We start from the raw sequence: 18692 nt of genomic DNA on the forward strand, positions 1-18692 counted from the left end.
GGTTCGCTGCGAAGGGAGCGCAGACGGAGTCAGTCGATCGATGTGCTTCCCACCCCGTAGTAGCCCAAGTGTTCGGAGTGTGAGCGTGAGTTCTGAGTCGTACCGTAGCAGCTAGACCAGAAGCGAAACAAGCTGGCGGAGGCCGAAGAGAAGGCGCGCAAGCTACAGAGCAAGGTCGCAACGGCCAGGACTAAGGCCGATAAGGCGCGCAGCGAAGCACAATCGACGAGATCCGACGCGACCCGCAAGACAAAGCTGAGTCAAGCGACTCGGTACGACAAGGAATCAGCCAACGCAGCAAGGGACCTTGAGCGCGCCAACAAAGCCGTGACAGCTGCCTCGAAGGCGGCCCAGACTGCGCAGGACCGTCTTAGCCGCGAGGAACGCACCGAGGAATCTCGACGGAAACGGCACGAGGAACGTGCGCAAAGGGCATCCGATCGTGATCGGCGGGAGCTCGATGATCGGTTATCAAGAGCAGAGTCCGCTATCGAGAACACTATTCGCGCTGTTCAACAGCCAAAACCAGAGAAATTGCGGGTCCTGTGGCTCGGGGCATCATCCCTCGGTGACCTCAGGGTCGGACGCGAGTTGAAGATCATTCGGAAAATGGTTCAATCCGCACAACACCGTGAATCGGTCGAGATCGATTCACGGACAGCGGCGACTATCGATGACCTCCTCGACGGACTCACCGAATTTCGGCCGCATGTGGTTCATTTTTCCGGCCACAGCGATGACGACCTAATTGAGTTTGAGCGGGACGAGGACGTCATCCACGAGGGAACGGTCGTAAGTGCAGAAGCATTCGCGAATGCCGTCTCGTCGGTAGACGATCCCCCCAGTTTAGTTCTGCTGAATTCCTGCAATTCGGCGGCTCAGGCCGAGTTGCTCGTTGATGGTGTCGTTCCATTCGCGATCGGAATGACCGACGAGGTATTCGACGCGGACGCGATCGCTTACGCCGGACGCTTCTACGGGACAGTAGCGAACGGTCAGTCGATCGCCGCAGCTCACAGGGTTGCAAAGTCGAAGCTCGAGATGGACGAGGACCTTAGTGGTGATGAACTGCCTCAGCTGTTCGTTGCAGACGGCTTCGATGCAGAATCCACGCGACTCGTAGAACCACCGGATGCCTGAGACGGATCGAAGATCGATCCGGTCCCCGGCGCTCTGCAGGTTCGATGGCTGTGGGCGAACAGCAACGGCGCCTGGACCGCCGATGTCGTGGGGCCGAGGTTCGCCCGACTCCGGGAGCGCGCCGCACTGACCTACTCGCTGCACGACCTCCGTCACTTCTACGCGAGCGGCCTGATCGCGGCCGGCTGCGACGTGGTGACCGTGCAACGCGCGATGGGCCATAAGGACGCCACCACGACGCTGAACACCGACAGCCGCCTTTGGCCGCGGGCCGAGGATCGGACCCGCAAGGCTGTGGCGAAGATGCTGACTGAATCTACTGCGGGCGGTATCCGATGGCATCGGCTCTGAACAGCCTGTTTAGGGCTTCACACCCGTCACCACGACGTTGTAGAAGAACTTTGGCGGCACGATCTTGCGCAGCACGTTCTCGTCGAGCCAGGTGAGGCGTTTCCATCCGCCGAAGGCGAACCGAGCCCAGCCCCACCCCAGCTTCTCCGGCGGCACCGCGGCTTCGAAGGTGCGCACCGGCCAGCCGAGCATCGCGGCGGCCAGTTCCTCGGTGGCGGTGTCCACCTTGTGCGCACCGGCGGCGCGGGCGATGCCGGCGAGCTCGTCGGGATCGAAGGTGTGGATGTCGACCACGGCCTCGAGCGCGGCCGCGCGGGAGGATTCGTCGAGTTCCTCCTGCGGGCGCCGCCATCCTTGCAGCGGGCCCAGCTTGGTGATTTTCGTCGTGGCGAACCACGTCGCGCGGCTCATCCAGCGTGCATAGAAGTCGCCGATCGTCGACGGCTCACCCGCGAAGATGAACCGACCGCCGGGCTTGAGCACCCGCAACACCTCACGAAGTGCCTGCTCGACGTCCGGGATATGGTGCAGCACAGCGTGTCCGACGACGAGATCGAAAGTGTCGTCGTCGTAGGGGATCTTCTCCGCGTCGGCGACGCGACCGTCGACGTCGAGCCCCAGGTTCTCCGCGTTGCGCAGCGCGACCTTGACCATGCCGGGCGAGAGGTCGGTCACCGATCCCTTCGCCGCGACCCCCGACTGCATCAGGTTCAGGAGGAAGAAGCCGGTGCCGCAACCGAGTTCCATCGCGCGGCCATACGGGAGGGGCTCATCGGTGGCGACGGCGTCGAAACGGCCACGCGCGTAGTCGATGCACCGTTCGTCGAAGCTGATCGACCACTTCTCGTCGTAGGTCTCGGCCTCCCAGTCGTGGTAGAGCACCTGGGCGAGCTTCGTGTCGGTGAGTGCCGCCTTGACCTGCTCCTCGGTGGCGTGCGGGTTGGGAGCCGGATCAGTGCCCGGCGTGGCATCGGTGGTCATGATCGCTTCCTGTTGCGTGGTGGTGTCGGTGATGAAGTCGGGGATCGCGGTGACTCCGCCGGCTCAACGGCCGACGAATTCCGCCTTCCCCGGGCCGTTCTCGGCGAACGACGCCATGCCGATGGCGCGGTCCTCGGTCGCGAACAGCGGGGCGAACAGCTGCTCCTCGATCTTGAGTCCGGTGTCGAGGTCGACGTCCAACCCCTGGTCGACGGCCTTCTTGATCGCCGCGAGCGCCACCGAGGCGGCGCCGGTGAACTGCCCGGCCCAGGCGAGCGCGGCGTTGTAGACCTCGTCGGGCGGGACGACCTCGTCGACGAGTCCGATGGCCAGCGCCTCCTCGGCGTCGACGAAGCGCCCGGTGTACATCAGGTCCTTGGCCTTCGACGGACCGATGAGACGTGCCAGCCGCTGGGTCCCGCCGCCGCCCGGGATCAGTCCGAGCAGCACCTCGGGCAGGCCGAGCTTCGCGTTGTCGCCGGCGATGCGACGGTCGGCACCCAGCGCGACTTCGAGCCCGCCGCCGAGCGCGTATCCGGTGATGGCGGCGACGGTCGGCTTGGGGATCGCGGCGATCGCGCCGAGATCGCGTTGCAGACGACCCGCCACCCGGCTCATCTCGGCGTAGCCGATGTCTCGCATCTCGGTGACGTCGGCGCCGGCCGCGAGGATCTTCGGGCCGCCGTAGACGACGACCGCGTTGATGTCCGTGCGCACGGCCGCCTCCTCGGCCGCGGCGGCCAGTTCGGCCTGCACCTGCCGGCTCAACGCGTTCATCGGTGGCCGCTGCAGCAGGATGGTGCCGACGCCCGGATGAGCGTCGGAGCACTCGAGGGTCACGAACTCAGGCATGGTCGAAGGCTACCGGTTGGTAAGTCCCGTCGATGCCCCAGCCCGGAGACGCGGCCCGCAGAGTCCGCCGCCGCGGACGCCGGAGTCATACAGTGACGGTCATGGCGAAAACGTCGGCTTCCGCAGGTGATCCCATCGAACTCGAGGTCGGCGACCGCACCGTCCGGTTGTCGAGCCCGGACCGCGTCTACTTTCCCGAGCGCGGCGAGACCAAGCGCGATCTCGCCGAGTACTACCTGTCCGTGGGCGACGGGATCGTGCGCGCCCTGCGCGACCGCCCGTGCATGCTGCACCGGTTTCCCAAGGGCGTCAGCGGCAACAAGGTGCACCAGAAACGCGTCCCGGCCGGCGCCCCCGACTGGCTGGAGACCACCGAGATCTACTTCCCGCGGTTCGGCCGCACCGCCGACGAACTGTGCGTCACCGAATTGGCGTCGGTGATCTGGGCGGTGCAGATGTCGACCGTGGAGTTCCACCCCTGGAACTCGCGTCGCGCCGATCCCGAGACCCCCGATGAATGGCGAATCGACCTCGACCCGATGCCCGAGTGCACGTTTCCGCGGGTTCGCCGCGTGGCGCACGTCGTCGAAGAGGTGCTCGACGAGCTGGGCATGCGCGGGTTCCCGAAGACCTCGGGTGGTCGAGGCCTGCACATCTATGTCCGCATCGCACCGGAATGGGGCTTCCCCCAGGTCCGACGCGCGGCGCTGGCGTTCGCGCGGGAGGTCGAGCGCCGGGCGCCCGACGACGTGACGACGACGTGGTGGCGCAAGGACCGTGACCCCGCCGCGGTCTTCGTCGACTACAACCAGAACACCCGCGACCACACGATGGCCTCGGCCTACTCCGTGCGCGGCAACGAGCGAGCCACCGTGTCGACACCGATCACCTGGGCCGAGATCGACGACATCGAACCCGACGACTTCACGATCGCCACCGTGCCGGCCCGCTTCGCCGAACTCGGGGACCTCCACGGCGAGATCGACGACGTCGCCCACCGCCTCGACACGCTCATCGACTGGGCCGACCGTGACGACATCGGCGACGACGAGGGCGCCGAGGTCATCGATATGGATCGGTGACCTCGCGCAACGACCGCATCGCCGCCTCGAGGGCGGCGAACTGTTCGGCACCGAGATGCTCGCGCCACTCCTGCTCCTGCACCTCGACCTCGCGGGCAGCGACCTCACACAGCCGCACACCCCGATCACTCAGGGTCACCAGGCGGGCGCGGCGGTCGGTCGGGTCGGGCACCCGGGTGAGGTAGCCCGCGGCTTCCAGCTGGTCGACGATGCCGCCCGCGGTCTGTTTGGTGACACCCGCCTGCTCGGCGAGGTCGGTCAGCCGCATCGGCTCGGGCGCCAGCCGTTGCAGCACCCGGGACTGCGCCGGGGTGATGTCGCCGGCCCCTTCTTCGGCGATCCGTGCCAACACCCGACGCTCGGTCGCGCGGTGGGCGATGAACATCAGGACGGCGATCTGCGGCTGGTCGTCGGACACCCCATTGACGTTAGTACGAAGACCTGACTAATATCAGTCAGGGAACCTGACTATCGATCCGTGGTGGGAGCGATCATGGACACCGACCTCATCTGGCAACACATCGACGAGCAACGGCTCGAACTCGCCGCGCTGATCGAGACCCTCACCCCCGAACAACTCGCCACCCCGTCGCTCTGCGACGCGTGGACGGTGCGCGACGTCGCGGTCCACCTCACCCACTCACACACCTCACCGATACGCGCGATGCTCGCTGCATGCCGGTACGGGTTCCGGTTCGACACGATGATCCGCGAACTCGCGTTGCGCGACCACACCTCGGCCGACGAGGCGGCCGACACGTTGCGCGCCATGGTCGGGTCCCGCCGTCATCCGATCGGGACGACCCCGATGGCACCGCTCCTCGACTCGCTCCTGCACGGGCAGGACATCACGGTGCCCCTCGCCATCGACCGGACGATGCCGCCCGACGCCGCGACGGCGTGTGCCGCCTACCTGTGGTCGACCGGATTTCCGTTCCATGCGCGGCGACGCAACGCCGGACGACGGTTCGTGGCCACCGACAGCGGGTTCGCGGTCGGCGAAGGTGAAGTCGTCGAGGCACCGATTCGCGACATCGTGATGCTGTTCGGCGGGCGGTCCGGCGCCGCCGGGGTGCTGGCGCCCTCCCCCTGAGAGCGCCTGCGTCAGAGCGTGATGTCCGGCGGCTTCTGATCGCCGAGCGTTCGGAAGTACTCGTCGGAGTTGGGGAAACCGAGGCCGGCGAGTCCCGCGCCGGGCGTGACGTCGGGCAGGACCGGTTCGATGACGCGCTCGGCGTCGAGCAGTTCGTCGATGCTCGAGAACCCGGAGACGTAGTTGAGCTGCGACCACGTCGGCGGCATGAGGAAATGCGCGCCCGCCGCCCATGAGTCGATCGCGACCCGGGCATTCACCCACCTCGCGACCTCGGCTTCGGTGGTCTCGGCGTCGGCATGCTGCCCGTCGGGCATCGCCGCCAGGAAGAACCGGGTGTCGTAGCGTCGCTTCTCGTTGACCGGGGTGATCCAGTGGGCGAGCGGCCGCAGCAGATCGGCACGCAGCGTGAGCCCGCGCGAGGTGAGGAACTGCGCGAACGACAACGACTTCTCGACGAGGCGTCGCCGATCGTCGGCCAGGCCGGCAGGGTCGGCGAACGCGCCGTCGGCGTCCGTCGCGAGCAGGACGCCGCACTCCTCGAAGGTCTCGCGGACCGCAGCGCACACCAGCGCCTGCGCGGTCTCGGCGTCACTGGCGAACTGCGTGGCCCACCAAGCTGCGTCGGGACCGGTCCACGCCAGGTCGGCGTCGGCGTCGCGCTGGTCCACCCCGCCGCCCGGGAACACCGTCATGCCGCCCGCGAAGGCCATCTGCTTGACGCGGCGTTGGAGGAACACCTCGATGCCCTCGGCGGCGTCGCGGACGAGCACGACCGTCGCGGCGTCCCGCAACGGCGCGGACACGACTCCCGGACCCGGTTCCGTCGACGTCATCAATTACCTCCTGCTGCTCGCCGATGGCCGCCCGCGCGGCGCCGTCGCCGCGCGAAGTACCGACCGTCGACCTTGTCCAGAACGATCTGCTGCCGAAAGGCGGCGGTGAGATTCTCACTGGTCAGCACCTCTTCGAGCAGACCCTGTGCCACGACGCCACCCTCGGACAGGATGAGTGCGTGGGTGAAACCCTCGGGGATCTCCTCCACATGGTGGGTGATCAACACGATGGCCGGGGCGTCGGGATCGGCGGCCAGACGCGCGAGACGGTCGACGAGCTCTTCGCGTCCGCCGAGGTCGAGGCCCGCGGCGGGTTCGTCGAGCAGCAGGAGTTCGGGATCGGTCATCAGCGCGCGCGAGATCACGACGCGCTTGCGCTCACCTTCGGACAGCGTGCCGAAGCGGCGGTCGGCGAGGTGCTCGGCACCCATCGATTCCAGCGACTCGACGGCCTGCGCGCGGTCCATCGCGTCGTAACTCTCCCGCCAGCGGCCGAGGACCGCGTAGCCCGCCGAGATCACGACGTCGCTCACGATCTCCTCCGGCGGCACCCGGTCGACCAGCGACGGACTGGAGACACCGATCCGGGTCGACAGTTCGCGGATCTCCACCCGGCCGAGCTTCTCGTTGAGCACGAAGGCGGTTCCCGAGGTCGGATGGATCTCCGCGCCGGCCAGCCGGATCAGCGTCGTCTTGCCTGCGCCGTTGGGTCCGATGATCACCCATCGTTCGTCCAGTTCCACCTGCCAGGACAGCGGGCCGACGAGGGTCTTGCCGCCATGGACGACGGCGACATCGCGAAAATCGATCAGGAGGTCGGGATCGGAATCGGTCACTCCCCCATCCTGCACCACGACCCCGCGTCCGGACGTGTCGACTCTCGGCGCCGTCGAGGTGATCGGGAAACCCCACAACCGCACGGGAATAGGAACGGGCGTGCTCACGGTTGACCTCATTCGTGACGTCTTCGAACCTCCCCTTGTCGATCCTCGACCTCGCGCAGATCGGTCCCGACGAGACGGCTCAGCAAAGCCTTTCCGCCAGTGTCGAACTCGCGCAGCGCGCGGAAGAGTGGGGCTACCGTCGGATCTGGTACGCCGAGCACCACAACATGCCGACGATCGCGTCGTCGGCGCCGGCCGTGCTGATCGCTCACGTGGCGGCGCACACCTCGACCATCCGCCTCGGAGCCGGTGGGGTCATGCTTCCCAACCACGCCCCGCTCACCATCGCCGAACAGTTCGGCACACTGGCCGAGCTTCATCCCGGACGTATCGACCTCGGTCTCGGACGCGCCCCGGGCAGCGATCAGCAGACCTTCACCGCGCTCCGACGGACACATGCCTCCGCCGAGCGTTTCCCGCACGATGTCCTGGAGCTGCAGGCGTTCCTCGGCGACGAGTCCCGCATCGAGGGCGTCCGCGCCACCCCCGGCGCCGGAACGCACGTCCCCCTCTACATCCTGGGCTCCTCGCTGTTCGGCGCCCAGCTGGCCGCCGCGCTCGGTCTCCCCTATGCCTTTGCGTCCCACTTCGCACCGCAGGCCCTGACCGAGGCTGTTGCGCTGTACCGCCGCGAATTCCGGCCCTCCGAGGTCCTCGCAGAGCCGTACGTGATCGCGGGTGTCGGGGCCATAGCGGACGACGACGGCGACCGCGCGAAGGAACTACTCCAGATCTCGAAACGCCAACGAGTGTCGCTGCTCTTCGGCCGCGGTCGCACCTTCACCGACGACGAGGCAGATGCCATCTTGTCGATGCCGCAGGGCCGCCAGATCGACGAGATGTCGACCTACACGGGCGTCGGCACACCCGAGCAGGTTCGCGAGTACCTGACCTGGTTCGCCGGCCATGCCGATGCCGACGAGCTGATCGTCGCGTCATTCGCACCCGACCGCGAGTCCTGGATGGCGACGTTCGGTCATCTGGCCCCGGTGAACACACCGTTGGCAGCTGCCCGGTAGTCGCTCAGGCCAGCCGAAAGTCCTCGAAGTCGAAGCCCGGCACCACGATACAGCTGACCAGCGACGGCTCGTCGCCGGCGGGCCGGGCCCGTTGCCACACACCCGGCGGCACGAGAGCCTGAGGATGCTGTCCAGATTCGATGTCGGGCCCGACGAGAACGGTGGCCGGCTCGCCGGGGGCGTCGGCGTCGCCGCCGAGGTCCAGTTCGACCGGGGCGCCGCGATGGTGCAACCACAACTCTGCGCCGCGGACCGTGTGCCACGCGGATTCGTCGCCCGGCATGAGGACGAAGTAGATCGCGGTCCCGGCGGCGCGGTCGCCGGTGTACGCCCCCGGCAGCGCGTCGCGCGGGATCTCGACCTCGCTTCGCCAGGTCTGCCGGTACCAGCCCCCTTCGGGGTGGGGCTGCAGGTCTAGTTCACGCACCCAGTCGGGCAGTTCAGCCGAGCTCATCCGTGCTCTCCGTCCGTCTCCCCATCGTGACGCACGACCTCGGCGATCACGGTCACCGATCCGGGCGCTATCTCGGTGAAGCCGGCATCGCGCACGGCCACCGCCGTCCCGTCCGCGTCTGCGGCGAGGAGCTCGCGCCAACGCTCGGAACCGGACTGGCGAACCACGAGCGGGCACTCGTCCGATCGCCATCGAATCGTTTCCTCGGTCGTCAGCAACTTCGCGGCGAGCATCGACGCGTGCCCGACCTGCGCGGCCAGTTTGCCGACGGTCATCTCCAGGTCCGGACTGGTCCACAGCACGACGCCGCGCCCGGGAGGTTCGCCGGACAGCGCCCCCTCGACGTCGGTCCCGCCGATCTGCAGCTTCGCGACACGGCGGTCGAGGTCGCCCACGCGTCCGGGTACGAAGGCGCGCGCCGATGCGCCGCCCTGGGTCGCGGTCACACCCCAGACCTCTTGCGCAGCAGCCCATTGCGCTCCACGCGCGCGCCGCGCGATCTTCCGGATGCGCGCATTGCACCAGTCGTCCATCGCCGAGGCCCACGGCCCCTCGCCGGCACAGCGTTCGTCGAGGCACAGCAGCGCGACGGCTCGCGCCGCAGCGGTCAGCAGTTCGGTGCGGTCGGGAGGATCGTTCTTCTCGATCCGCAGCACCATCGCCATCGCCAGGACGTCAGCGGGATCGGACGGGTCGTCGCCGCCACCGACATAACCGGCCAGCCGGCGATGATCCGCGGCGATCGCCTCGACATCCATGGAGAGCGGACGCACTCAGCCCAGCGGCACCCGGCGATAGACACCGTCGGCAGCGTCGGCCGCCTCGATCTCGTCGCGGGAGACACCCAGGATGAACAGGACCCCGTCGAGGAACGGGTGATTCAGCGTGGTGTCGGCGACCTCGCGCAGCGCCGGCTTGGCGTTGAAGGCGATACCGAGTCCGGCGACGCTGAGCATGTCGATGTCGTTGGCGCCGTCACCCACGGCGATCGTCTGCTCCATCGGCACCCCGACCTGGTCGGCGAATGACCGCAGCGCGTTCGCCTTGCCCATCCGGTCCACCACTTCGCCGACGACGCGGCCGGTGAGCTTGCCGTCGACGATCTCCAGCGTGTTGGCCCGCACGAAGTCGAGTTCGAGTTCGTGCGCCAAGCCGTCGATGACCTGGCGGAAGCCGCCCGACACGAGTCCGCAGTGGAATCCGAGCCGGTGCAGCGTCCGGATCGTCGTGCGCGCGCCGGGAGTCAACTCGAGCGACTTGGCGACATCGTCGAGGACACTCGCATCGAGTCCGGCCAGCGCTTTGACACGTTCGTGAAGGGACTGCGCGAAGTCGAGTTCGCCGCGCATGGCCGCCTCGGTCACCGCGGCCACCTCGGCCTCGCGACCCGCGTGCGCGGCGAGCATCTCGATGACCTCGCCCTGGATGAGGGTCGAGTCGACATCGAAGACGATGAGCCGCTTGGCACGCCGGGCGAGCCCGCCACGCTCCACCGCGATGTCGACCGCGTTCTTCGCGGCCACCTCGGCGAGGCCCTTGCGGAGGGCCGCGTCTGCCGCGACACCTCCTCGACCGGCGACGCTGACCATCAGCTCGAGCCCGGTGAGCGGATAGTCCGCGATCCCGCGGATCGAGTCGATGTTTCCGCCCTGGCTCGCCAGTTTCGCGGCCACCGCGCTGAAGGCGGCGGCGGTCACGGGGCTGCCGAGGATGACGACGGCGTGCGATGACGGTGAACGGCTACCGGGGTCCACCCCGATCTCCACCCGGACCTCGAACCCGATGGACGCCATCGCCTGTTCGACGACTTCCTGCAGCGCCTCGGGGTCGCCGTCGGAGGACACCAGAACCCCGAGTGTCAGCTGCCCCCGGATGACCACCTGCTCGACGTCGAGCAGTGCAACGGCCTGACCGGCCAGGGCACCCATGAGAACAGAGGTGACACCTGCCCGGTCGGGACCGGTGACGGTGACCAGGACGGTCGTACCGGAACTGGCTGTAGAGTCGTTGCTCACCGGTCAGCGCGGGTCGGGGTCCGGAGACCCCTCGTGCGTTCCCACGGTGAACGGCTCGCGGCGAGCCTCTTCCATCTGACGATCCTTGCCCGCTTCGTGTCCCGGACCCACGTGCGCCTCGGCACGCATCCGGTCGATCATGTGCGGGTAGTGCAGCTCGAACGCCGGACGCTCCGACCGGATGCGGGGCAGCTCGGTGAAGTTGTGGCGCGGCGGCGGGCAGGAGGTGGCCCATTCGAGCGAGTTGCCGAAGCCCCACGGGTCGTCGACGGTGACGACCTCGCCGTAGCGGTAGCTGCGGAAGACGTTCCACAGGAACGGCAGGGTCGACAGGCCGAGGATGAAGGCGCCTGCGGTCGAGATCATGTTCAGCGTCGTGAACCCGTCCGACGGCAGGTAGTCGGCGTAGCGGCGCGGCATGCCCTCGTTGCCCAGCCAGTGCTGGACGAGGAAGGTCATGTGGAAGCCGATGAACGTCAGCCAGAAGTGGATCTTGCCGAGGCGTTCGTCGAGCATGCGCCCGGTCATCTTGGGGAACCAGAAGTAGATGCCGGCGTAGGTGGCGAACACGATCGTGCCGAAGAGCACGTAGTGGAAGTGCGCGACCACGAAGTAGCTGTCGGACAGGTGGAAGTCCAGCGGCGGGCTCGCGAGCAGGACGCCGGTCAGACCGCCGAAGAGGAACGTGACGATGAAGCCGACCGAGAACAGCATCGGTGTCTCGAACGTCATGTGACCTCGCCACATCGTTCCGATCCAGTTGAAGAACTTCACGCCGGTGGGCACCGCGATCAGGAACGTCATGAAGGAGAAGAACGGCAGCAGCACGGCGCCGGTGACGTACATGTGGTGCGCCCACACCGCCGCCGAGAGTGCGGCGATGGCGAGGGTGGCGTAGATGAGGCCCGAGTAGCCGAAGATCGGCTTACGCGAGAAGACCGGGAAGACCTCCGACACGATGCCGAAGAACGGCAGGGCGATGACGTAGACCTCGGGGTGTCCGAAGAACCAGAAGAGGTGCTGCCACAGGATGACACCGCCGTTGGCCGGGTCGTAGATGTGGGCGCCGAACTGGCGGTCGACCTCGAGACCCATCAGCGCCGCGGTCAGCAGCGGGAAGATCAGCAGGATCAGGACGCTGGTCACCAGGATGTTCCAGGTGAAGATCGGCATGCGGAACATCGTCATACCGGGTGCGCGCAGGCAGATCACCGTTGTGACCATGTTGACGCCACCGAGGATGGTGCCCAGACCGGAGACGGCCAGACCCATGATCCACAGGTCGGCGCCGATGCCGGGGCTGTGCACGGCGTCGGTGAGCGGCGTGTAAGCGGTCCACCCGAAGTCGGCCGCGCCACCGGGGGTGATGAAGCCGGCGACCGCGATGGTCGAGCCGAAGACGAACAGCCAGAAGCCGAGTGCGTTGAGTCGCGGGAAGGCGACGTCGGGCGAGCCGATCTGCAGCGGCAGCACGAAGTTGGCGAAGCCGATCACGATCGGGGTCGCGTACATCAGCAGCATCACGGTGCCGTGCATCGTGAAGAGCTGGTTGAACTGCTCGGTGGACAGGAACTGCATGCCCGGCATCGCGAGCTCGCCACGCATCAGCAGGGCCATGAGGCCGCCGATGAGGAAGAACGCGAAGCAGGCGGTGATGTACATCATGCCGATCAACTTGTGATCGGTCGTCGTCAGCAACTTGTAGATGAACGAACCCTTGGGCTGATAGCGCTCCGGGAACGGACGCACTGGAGCCACTTGCGTGGTGGGTTGGTCTACCGCGGTCACAGATCCTCCTCTTGCCCGAAACCCACTCCGAACCCCTTCGGACGTGGGTCGGCACATGAACAAACCGAGCGCTGGTTACTGATCCTAAACCCTCACCGGTGCCCGAGCCGAACGGGTCCTACGATCTGTCGTATTCGATGCCGGAGCCGCCGGATCGGCAGTGCTCATCGGCGGTTTCTTCGACGACGCGCCAGGCTCTCGGAGCTGCCATCCGGGCGCCCTCGTCCGGTGCCTGGATGTGCCCGTCCGAGCCTACGCCGGAGGCCGCGGGGCCGGTGCTAGGTTGGGCGGGTGCAACGCAGGGTCACGGTCGCGAACGAGGCTGACAGAAGTGTCGACGCCGCCACCGGCGGCACCCGCCTCTCCCTCGTCCGGCGCCTGGGCCTGGCGACGACGATCGGGTTGACGGTGGTCGCGCTGGCCGCCTGTTCGGGCGAACAACCGCTGACCACCCCGGACGGCTCCCCCATCTCCACCGTCACCACCCGGGTGGCCGAGGTGAACATCGTCTCGGCCGACCGCGACTACGCGACGACCTGCCTCGCACCCACCGCGCCGGATCCCGGCCTGCCCGATGTCGAACGCATCGTGGTCACCGACCCGGCCGTTCTCGACGCGCTGTGCGCGCTCGGCCTCGGCCCACAGGTCGTCGCGGTGGCGGCCGAGCCCGGATCCGTCCCGGCGTATCTCGGTCCGCAACTGACCTCGGTCCCGGCCATCGGGTCGGCCCCCGACGCCGCGGCGGTCGCCGACGCCGGCCTCGTGCTCACCACCGCCGACACCGCGGACTCGGCCCGCGCGTTCACCGGCGTCCGTGCCGTCACCATCCCGGCCGACGGCACGTGGCAGGAGAAGTTCCAGGCGGTCGCCGATGCGGTGAACCGCAGCGAGGCGGGTCGCAACCGGCTCGCCGAGTACACGACCGAGGCCACCAAGACGGGCAAGCGGATGGATGCCGCGCACACGCAGGTGTCGCTGGTGAGGTTCGGCGACGACACGGAGACCATCGCCGGCATGGACTCCTTCGCCGGGCAGGTCCTCGGCGACATCGGCGTCCAGCGCCCCGGCCCGCAACGCGTGCCCGACTCCTTCCCCGTCACCGACGAGAACTTCCGTGACGCCGACGCCGACCTCATCTACGTCAGCTTCGAAGGAGAACGGGGCCTCGCCCACGGGGAGGACGTCCTGCTGAGCGACGAATGGCTCAGCCTCGGCGCCCCCGTGTGGAAGCGCGTCCTCGCCGTCGACGACACCCTCTGGTACGAGTCATCGGGGCTCGCCGCGGCGTGGCTGGTCCTCAACGACGTCAAGGGATCTCTCGACGGGAACTCCTGACCCGTTTGTCCTCAGGTATCGCAGTTCGTTGCGGCACGCGCTACGACTCGCTACATCTGCTGGGGTTGTCGCGGTCACTTCAGATCACCGGCGTCCAAACCCTCGCCGGGCCGACGGAGACACATCAGGATCGGCGCATGAGTGTCACCGACGAATACCTCGCGAACAACGCCGACTACGCCAAGACCTTCACCGGCCCGCTGCCCCTGCCTCCGTCCAAGCATGTGGCGGTGGTCGCCTGTATGGACGCGCGCCTCGACGTGTACCGAATTCTCGGACTGAACGACGGCGAAGCCCACGTCATCCGCAACGCGGGAGGCGTGGTGACCGACGACGAGATCCGGTCGCTCGCCATCAGTCAGCAACTCCTCGGCACCACCGAGATCATCCTCATCCACCACACCGACTGCGGCATGCTGACCTTCACCGACGACGACTTCAAGCGGCAGATCCAGGACGAGATCGGACAGAAGCCGGCCTGGTCGGCCGAGGCGTTCGGTGACCTCGACGAAGACGTCCGCCAGTCGCTCACCCGGATCCGGAACAGTCCGTTCGTCACCAAGACCACGTCGCTGCGCGGATTCGTCTTCGACGTGGCGACCGGACTCCTGCGCGAGGTGTCCTGACCCGAGTACCTAGTCGTCCGTCGAGTCGCCGCCCTCGGAGCGCTGAACCGCTTCGGGGGCGTTCTCACGGGTGGCCATCCCACCGTCGCGTCCGTGGTCACGCGGGCCGGGCGGATCCTTCTCCACTTCCTTGTCAGAAGCCTCTGACCCGGAGGTCTTGTTGCTCTCGGACTGTCCCATCGGTACCTCCGTGATCGTGCCGGCCGGCGTATCGGCTGCGAGGATCGTCGATACCCGGGACATCGTGGGGACAAACCACCGGCCGACCACTGTCCTGCCGACCACGGTCCGACCCGGACACCGTCGGTCCGCGACGGCGACCGGTGTCGGGGGCCGCGGCTAAACTGGCCGACGATCCTCGATGCCATACGACTCCCCATCCAGCGGGCGGACTCCCCCGGACTCCGCCCCGAAGCCTCATCGCGCCGCGACCCTCCACGCCCTCTGGCGGCCGGGCGTCGGCATGGCGGTGTGGATCGACGGCGATCTGTCCGACCTGCCATCGTCGCTGCGCGACGTTCTCGACGGCCGGCGGTTCCGCAGCGAGATCCCCGTCGTCGACGCCGACGGTCGCCGGCGGTTCGTCCCCGCCGCGACGCTGGGCATGACGTCGGGGGTCACGCTGCTCGACTCGTCGCGTGCGGTCGCGGTGACCGGCGACGTCCGGTGGTACCGCTATCTCCTCGACGGCGTGCGGTCGTTCGTGCGGTCCGGCACGGTGGTGCCGTCGGTGCTGCAGGTCGCAGGGGAATGGATGGTCCGCTGGGTCGTCATCGCGACCCCGACGTGGCGCAGCTGGCATGCGGTCGTCGTGGGAAGCGCGCCGGACGCATTGCTGCACAACGGTTCCGCACCGGCCCTCGACGACTTCCTCGCCGAACTCGTCGACCACGAATGCCGTTCTGCCATCGCTCGTTCCGCACTTCGTCTCGGCGAACCCCGACCCGCGTCGCCGATCGTTCGGGCCCTTCTCCCCGACGCGGACCCCCGTCCGCCCAGCTCGCCCGAACGCCTTGCGGCCGCCGCGGGCGGCTGGTCGAGGTGGAACTCCGGCGCCCCACGAGACGACCGGTCGCTGATCTTCCGTCTGCACGAGCCGGAGTACGACGATCTCGCCGAGAACCAGTGGGACGACGCGTGGGACGACGACTCCGTCCCCGAGCCGAGCCGAGCCGAGGTCGCCGAGAGCTCGCGGTGGCGACTGCAGGTCTGCCGTCGGAGCATCGACGGACAGGTCGAACCCGTCGCACCGCACCGGCTCGACGCCCACGAAATCGACGAGCTGACAACCGAACTGGCGACGGCCGTCCGTGAGTTCCCGGATCTCGGCCGGGCCGATCCCGACCGCGGCTCGCTCGACTTCCTGCTGCCGACCGAGGTCGCCGAAGAACTATTCGCCACCGGCGCGGCGGCACTGGGGGCGGTCGGCATCCCGGTTCTGCTCCCCCGGACCATCGCCGAGGTCCGTCCGAGCCTGACCCTGCGTGCGCTCGCGCCGCCCGGCGGCGGGGCGCCGGCGGCGATGGTCGGTCTGCGGGAGATCCAGGAGTTCGAGTGGCGCCTCGCCCTGGGCGACACATCCGACGCGATCACGCTCACCGACGCCGATCTGGACGAGCTGTCCGGGCAGAAGGGCGACCTGGTCCGGGTGCGCGGGGTGTGGATGCGCGCCGAGGGTGCCGCGCTCACCCGGGCGGCCGCGTTCGTCGCCGCCCAGCGCGCACTGGCCGCGACCGAACCACCGAGCGACTTCGGCGAGCTGTTCAACCTCGTCACCGGCGAATCGGATCGGCTGCCCGTTCCGGTCTCGCGCGTGGAGGGCCTCTCGTGGCTCGACGACATCGCCGACAGCGGCGCCCTCCGTCCCGAATCCATCACGCCGCCGGCGGATCTGGCCGCCACCCTGCGCCCCTATCAGCAGCGCGGGTTGGACTGGCTCGCCCATCTGTCGGCGCTGGGCGTCGGGGGCGTACTCGCCGACGACATGGGTCTGGGCAAGACCCTGCAGGTCATCGCCCTCGAATGCCACGAGCGGACCGGTTCGACCGGCTCGTCCGACGCCGACCCCACGAAGCCGACGCTCGTCGTCTGCCCGATGTCCCTGGTCGGCAACTGGGCGCGGGAGTTCGCGCGTTTCGCGCCGACGCTGCGGGTGGCGATCCACCACGGACCCTCCCGTGAGTCCGGGGCCGCCTTCGCCGGGATTCGCGACTCGGTCGACGTCGTTGTCACCACCTTCGCCATCGCGGCACGCGACCACGAGCTGCTGTCGTCCCGGCCCTGGCATCGGATCGTGGTCGACGAGGCCCAGCACCTCAAGAACGTGAACACCATTGCGGCCAAGGCAGTTCGGACGGTGCCGGCCGATCACCGACTCGCCCTCACCGGCACCCCGGTCGAGAATCGACTGGAAGACCTCCGCGCGGTCATCGACCTGGTCAACCCCGGCCTGCTCGGATCGGCATCGGTCTTCCGGGCGCGCTACGCCGAACCGATCGAACGGGACCGCGATCCGTCGGCGCTCCGACGGCTGTCCGCGATCACCCGCCCCTTCATCCTGCGCCGCGAGAAGTCCGATCCGGCGATCGCCGCGGACCTCCCGGCGAAGGCCGACTTCGCCGTCCGCGCCAACCTCACCGTCGAGCAGGCCGCGCTCTATCGCGCGGTGATCGACGAACTGATGGCGGCACTCCGGGACAAACAGCAGCGCACCCTGCGACGCCGCAACGTGCTGGCCGCACTGACCCGCCTCAAGCAGGTGTGCAACCACCCCGCGCATTATCTCGCCGACGGCACCGACCTCGTCCGCGACGGCGAACACCGTTCCGGCAAGGTCGAACTGCTGGCCGACATCGTTTCCACGGTCGCCGACGAGGGCGACCGCGCTCTGGTCTTCACCCAGTTCGCCGCCTTCGGCGACATGCTCTCGTCGTGGCTGAGTTCGGAATTCGGTACCGAGATCCCGCTGCTACACGGCGGTCTGGGCCGCACCGAGCGCGACCGCCTCGTCGCCGACTTCCAGTCCGACGACGGGCCGCCGGTCCTGCTGGCGACCTTGAAGGCCGGCGGCACCGGACTCAACCTCACCGCCGCCAACAACGTCATCCACGTCGACCGCTGGTGGAACCCGGCCGTCGAGGACCAGGCCACCGACCGCGCCTACCGGATCGGCCAGGAGCAGAAGGTGTCGGTGCACCGGTTCGTCTGTGTCGGCACCATCGAGGAGCGTATCGACGACATGATCGCCAAGAAGCGCGAACTCTCCCGGCTGACGGTCGCGGCCGGCGAGAACTGGGTGTCCGACCTCGCCGATGACGAACTCTTCGAGCTGTTCCGGCTGCGAGAGGAGGCCGTCAGCGAATGACGGTGCGCAAGAAGGGCACGCAACGCCGGGGCGAACGGGGCACGATCGCGGTCCGCGGTTACGGCCTCACCTCGTGGTCGCGCGCCTTCGTCGACGTCGTGGAGGGACGCGGAGCCGACGGCGAGTCGGTCGCCGACAGCCGCCGCATCACCAAGGCGCGCAGGTATTTCCGTGATCGGCATGTGCGCGGTCTGCGGATCGGCGCCGGACAGGTGACGGCCTCGGTCGAGGGCACACAGCTCGAACCGTTCGATGTCATCCTGACCACCCGCACCGTCGACACCGCCACGCTCGCGACCCTTCTCCGCGAGCGGGCCGCCGTCGACGAACTCATGTTGCTGACACGCGGCGAGCAACCGCCGACGTTGGGCGAGCTGTTGGTGCCCACCGAGTCCGCCGACGTCGAGACCGACTGCACCTGCCCCGACGAGGCCCCGCGGTGCATCCACGCGCTCGTCACCTGCTACGAGGTCGCCGCCGAGATCGACCGCACCCCGCTGACCCTGCTCACCGTCATGGGCACCGACCTGCGGGCACTGCTGGCCGAGATCGATTCGCGCCCCGCGGAAGCACGGACGTCGGACGACGCCGGATCGTCGGACTCCCTGCGACCCGACGACTACTACGGCACCACGTCGACGCTGCCGGCGCTCCCGTCGCCGTCGCGGATGAATCCGCTGACCGCGCTCGACGGCGGGGAGTTGCGCGCCGCGTTGCGCGCGACCGGCGTGGCGCCCGCCGACATCGCCGAGACGATCGACGAACTCGGCGACCTCTACGACCGCCTCACCGCCGACGATTCGTAGCGTCAA

19 protein-coding genes are annotated in these 18692 nt (G+C 68.1%); 9 read left to right on the top strand and 10 right to left on the bottom strand.

Annotated features, from left to right (window positions below):
- The first annotated feature begins 327 nt into the window (after positions 1-327).
- A complete protein-coding gene (locus KTR9_RS17865; protein WP_014927530.1) occupies positions 328-1140 on the top strand; it encodes a CHAT domain-containing protein in 813 nt (270 codons plus the stop codon).
- Between the two features lie 87 nt (positions 1141-1227).
- Complete coding sequence (locus KTR9_RS27375; protein ID WP_014927531.1) at positions 1228-1491, top strand: tyrosine-type recombinase/integrase; 264 nt, start codon at positions 1228-1230, stop codon at positions 1489-1491.
- Between the two features lie 9 nt (positions 1492-1500).
- On the opposite strand, the gene KTR9_RS17875 is transcribed toward KTR9_RS27375, so the two are convergent.
- Both KTR9_RS17875 and KTR9_RS17880 read right to left on the bottom strand, forming a co-directional pair.
- Positions 1501-2472: a class I SAM-dependent methyltransferase gene (locus KTR9_RS17875; RefSeq protein WP_014927532.1), complete on the bottom strand. Its 972-nt coding sequence runs from the start codon at positions 2470-2472 to the stop codon at positions 1501-1503.
- Positions 2473-2535: 63 nt separating this feature from the next.
- The gene (locus KTR9_RS17880; RefSeq protein WP_014927533.1) at positions 2536-3324 is read right to left on the bottom strand and encodes an enoyl-CoA hydratase/isomerase family protein; all 789 of its coding nucleotides are present in this window, start codon (positions 3322-3324) and stop codon (positions 2536-2538) included.
- 101 nt (positions 3325-3425) lie between these two features.
- On the opposite strand from KTR9_RS17880, the gene ligD reads away from it, so the two are divergent.
- Positions 3426-4406: a non-homologous end-joining DNA ligase gene (gene ligD, locus KTR9_RS17885; protein ID WP_044507014.1), complete on the top strand. Its 981-nt coding sequence runs from the start codon at positions 3426-3428 to the stop codon at positions 4404-4406.
- On the opposite strand, the gene KTR9_RS17890 is transcribed toward ligD, so the two are convergent.
- Entirely contained in the window at positions 4387-4791 is a 405-nt protein-coding gene (locus KTR9_RS17890) for a MarR family transcriptional regulator (RefSeq protein WP_044508061.1), read from the bottom strand. The genes ligD and KTR9_RS17890 overlap by 20 nt on opposite strands.
- A gap of 108 nt (positions 4792-4899) precedes the next feature.
- Between KTR9_RS17890 and KTR9_RS17895 the strand changes: the two genes are divergently transcribed.
- Complete coding sequence (locus KTR9_RS17895; RefSeq protein WP_014927536.1) at positions 4900-5499, top strand: maleylpyruvate isomerase family mycothiol-dependent enzyme; 600 nt, start codon at positions 4900-4902, stop codon at positions 5497-5499.
- Positions 5500-5510: 11 nt separating this feature from the next.
- Here the strand turns inward: KTR9_RS17895 and KTR9_RS17900 are convergent, their stop codons facing one another.
- Together KTR9_RS17900 and KTR9_RS17905 are read right to left on the bottom strand one after the other, a co-directional pair.
- Positions 5511-6335 carry an NUDIX hydrolase gene (locus KTR9_RS17900; RefSeq protein WP_014927537.1) on the bottom strand — a complete coding sequence of 275 codons (825 nt, stop codon included), beginning with the start codon at positions 6333-6335 and terminating at the stop codon, positions 5511-5513.
- Positions 6335-7171: an ABC transporter ATP-binding protein gene (locus KTR9_RS17905; protein WP_014927538.1), complete on the bottom strand. Its 837-nt coding sequence runs from the start codon at positions 7169-7171 to the stop codon at positions 6335-6337. The genes KTR9_RS17900 and KTR9_RS17905 overlap by 1 nt, the downstream gene beginning before the upstream one ends.
- Positions 7172-7293: 122 nt before the next feature.
- Between KTR9_RS17905 and KTR9_RS17910 the strand changes: the two genes are divergently transcribed.
- Positions 7294-8298: an LLM class flavin-dependent oxidoreductase gene (locus KTR9_RS17910; protein WP_035717013.1), complete on the top strand. Its 1005-nt coding sequence runs from the start codon at positions 7294-7296 to the stop codon at positions 8296-8298.
- Between the two features lie 4 nt (positions 8299-8302).
- On the opposite strand, the gene KTR9_RS17915 is transcribed toward KTR9_RS17910, so the two are convergent.
- From KTR9_RS17915 to ctaD, 4 genes are read right to left on the bottom strand one after another with little or no spacing between them, the layout of a single operon-like run.
- A complete protein-coding gene (locus KTR9_RS17915; RefSeq protein ID WP_014927540.1) occupies positions 8303-8752 on the bottom strand; it encodes a cupin domain-containing protein in 450 nt (149 codons plus the stop codon).
- Complete coding sequence (locus tag KTR9_RS17920; RefSeq protein WP_044508063.1) at positions 8749-9510, bottom strand: aminoacyl-tRNA hydrolase; 762 nt, start codon at positions 9508-9510, stop codon at positions 8749-8751. Before KTR9_RS17920 ends, KTR9_RS17915 begins: the two co-directional genes overlap by 4 nt.
- A gap of 15 nt (positions 9511-9525) precedes the next feature.
- Positions 9526-10767 (bottom strand): phosphoserine phosphatase SerB, encoded by a 1242-nt coding sequence (serB, locus tag KTR9_RS17925; RefSeq protein ID WP_014927542.1) that lies wholly within the window; start codon positions 10765-10767, stop codon positions 9526-9528.
- 3 nt (positions 10768-10770) lie between these two features.
- Positions 10771-12555, bottom strand: a complete 1785-nt coding sequence (gene ctaD / locus KTR9_RS17930; RefSeq protein WP_014927543.1) for an aa3-type cytochrome oxidase subunit I — start codon at positions 12553-12555, stop codon at positions 10771-10773.
- 291 nt (positions 12556-12846) lie between these two features.
- Here ctaD and KTR9_RS17935 point away from each other — a divergent pair, with 291 nt between their 5' ends.
- Entirely contained in the window at positions 12847-13890 is a 1044-nt protein-coding gene (locus KTR9_RS17935) for an ABC transporter substrate-binding protein (protein WP_014927544.1), read from the top strand.
- A 137-nt stretch (positions 13891-14027) separates the two neighbouring features.
- Positions 14028-14516: a beta-class carbonic anhydrase gene (locus tag KTR9_RS17940; protein WP_014927545.1), complete on the top strand. Its 489-nt coding sequence runs from the start codon at positions 14028-14030 to the stop codon at positions 14514-14516.
- Between the two features lie 9 nt (positions 14517-14525).
- Here the strand turns inward: KTR9_RS17940 and KTR9_RS27735 are convergent, their stop codons facing one another.
- The gene (locus tag KTR9_RS27735) at positions 14526-14696 is read right to left on the bottom strand and encodes a hypothetical protein (protein WP_193363200.1); all 171 of its coding nucleotides are present in this window, start codon (positions 14694-14696) and stop codon (positions 14526-14528) included.
- A gap of 181 nt (positions 14697-14877) precedes the next feature.
- Between KTR9_RS27735 and KTR9_RS17950 the strand changes: the two genes are divergently transcribed.
- Both KTR9_RS17950 and KTR9_RS17955 read left to right on the top strand, forming a co-directional pair.
- A complete protein-coding gene (locus KTR9_RS17950) occupies positions 14878-17880 on the top strand; it encodes a DEAD/DEAH box helicase (protein WP_014927547.1) in 3003 nt (1000 codons plus the stop codon).
- Positions 17877-18686: an SWIM zinc finger family protein gene (locus tag KTR9_RS17955; protein WP_014927548.1), complete on the top strand. Its 810-nt coding sequence runs from the start codon at positions 17877-17879 to the stop codon at positions 18684-18686. The genes KTR9_RS17950 and KTR9_RS17955 overlap by 4 nt, the downstream gene beginning before the upstream one ends.
- The last annotated feature ends 6 nt before the right edge of the window (positions 18687-18692 follow it).

This window comes from Gordonia sp. KTR9, from assembly GCF_000143885.2.
GTDB lineage: Bacteria > Actinomycetota > Actinomycetes > Mycobacteriales > Mycobacteriaceae > Gordonia.